The organism is Kitasatospora sp. NPDC001603 (genome assembly GCF_040298365.1).
Taxonomy (GTDB): domain Bacteria; phylum Actinomycetota; class Actinomycetes; order Streptomycetales; family Streptomycetaceae; genus Kitasatospora.
Genome location: NZ_JBEPAA010000185.1, coordinates 1 through 1,917, shown reverse-complemented (window position 1 = coordinate 1,917; position 1,917 = coordinate 1). Strand labels below are relative to the sequence as shown.

General features: G+C 75.1%; 1 protein-coding gene. It reads left to right on the top strand.

Annotated features, from left to right (window positions below; genetic code table 11):
* Positions 1-116 precede the first annotated feature (116 nt).
* On the top strand, positions 117-1,427 hold the full coding sequence (locus tag ABT263_RS38730) for a DUF58 domain-containing protein (RefSeq protein WP_352298638.1): 1,311 nt from the start codon (positions 117-119) through the stop codon (positions 1,425-1,427).
* The last annotated feature ends 490 nt before the right edge of the window (positions 1,428-1,917 follow it).

Below are 1,917 nucleotides of genomic sequence, written 5' to 3'. Positions count from 1 at the left end.
GCCACCCGGGCGACGGTCAGCAGGGTGCCCTCGACCGGCTCGGCGACCGCCTGGTAGGCGGCGTCCGCGGCCCCCTGGAGGGCGGCCCGCACCCGTTCACGAAGGAGCGCAACCGCATGGCCCTCACCGGGCGAACCGCCCTGCTCGCCGCACTCGGCGCGCTCGTCGTGGGCCTGCTCCTGCCGTCCTGGGGCGGGATCGCGGCCGTCACCGGCACGGTCCTGCTCGCCGTCGTCGTCGACCTGGTGCTCGCCGCCCCCGTCCGCGGCCTGCGGATCTCCCGGGGCGGCGACACCACCGTCCGGCTCGGCGAGCCGGCCACCGTCGAACTGACCGTCACCAACCCCAGTGGCCGCCCGCTCCGAGGCCGCGTCCGCGACGCCTGGGCCCCGTCCGCGTGGCGGCGCGGCACCGAGATCGCCGCCTCCCGGCACACCCTGCGCATTCCCGGCCGCGAGCGGCGCCGGGCCACCACCGTGCTCACCCCGACCCGGCGCGGCGACCACCACGCCCAGCGGGTGACGGTCCGTTCGCTCGGCCCGCTCGGACTGGCCGGGCGCCAGGGCTCGCACCTCGTCCCCTGGACGGTCCGCGCCCTGCCGCCGTTCAACAGCCGCAAGCACCTGCCGTCCCGGCTCGCCCGGCTGCGCGAACTCGACGGCCGCACCTCCGTCCTGACCCGGGGCCAGGGCACCGAGTTCGACTCCCTGCGCGAGTACCTGCCCGGCGACGACATCCGTTCCATCGACTGGCGCGCCAGCGCCCGCCGGAACACCGTCGCCGTCCGCACCTGGCGCCCCGAGCGCGACCGGCACATCCTGATCGTCCTGGACACCGGCCGCACCTCCGCCGGCCGCGTCGGCGACGCGCCCCGCCTGGACGCCTCGCTCGACGCCGCGCTGCTGCTCACCGCGCTCGCCACCAAGGCGGGCGACCGGGTCGACCTGCTCGCCCACGACCTGCGCAAGCGCGTCTCGGTGGCCGGCCGCTCCCCCAGCGAGATCCTGCCGGCCTTCACCAACGCGATGGCCGTCCTGGAACCGGCCCTCTACGAGACCGACATGCGCTCGCTCGTGGCGACCGCGCTCAAGATGGCGCCGCACCGCTCCCTGATCGTCCTGCTCACGGGCCTCGACGCGGCCCCGGTCGAGGACGGGCTGCTGCCGCTGCTCCCGCTGCTGACCAAGCGCCACGAAGTGGTCCTGGCCTCCGTCTCCGACCCTCACCTGGACGAACTGGCCACCGGCCGCGGCACCGTCGAGGCCGTGTACGGCGCGGCCGCCGCCGAGCAGACCCGCGCCGACCGCCGGCTCACCGCGGACCGGCTCACCCGGCACGGCGTGACCGTCCTGGACGCCCCGCCGACCGCGGTGGCCCCGGCCCTCGCCGACACCTACCTCGCCCTCAAGGCCGCCGGCCGCCTCTGAGCCCCCCCGGCCGTACGGCCGGTGTGAGACCGCATGACTGAGCCCCCGCCACATCCGTGGCGGGGGCTCAGTCGTACGCCTTGCCCGTGGACGGACGTCCGGTCAGCGGGCGCCCTGACGACCGCTTCGGCTGCTTCGGCCGCTTCGGGAGGGTCTCTGTTCCTGGTGCCCTTGACGCCCTGGGGTGGCCACTGACCGCCCACCGCTCTGCCTGCGGTCGAGCGAGGAGGCCTGCTTGCCCCCGGGCTTGCTGCCGTCCCTCACCACCGGCGCCTGGTGACCTCGCTACGAAGTGCCGCCTGCGGCCCGCAGCTTGCCCTTATGGCCCCGGCCGACGCAGTATTCACGGCTCGGCCTCGGAACGATTCGCCCTGGAAACGCAAAGAACCCCCCGGTCCGTACGGACCGGGGGGCTCTTTGGAATGATTGTTCGGCGGCGTCCTACTCTCCCACAGGGTCCCCCCTGCAGTACCATCGGCGCTGTGAGGCT

Coding starts and splice junctions, on each gene's coding strand:
- ABT263_RS38730 (WP_352298638.1), top strand. CDS start 117: ATGGCCCTCACCGGGCGAACCGCCCTGCTCGCCGCACTCGGCGCGCTC.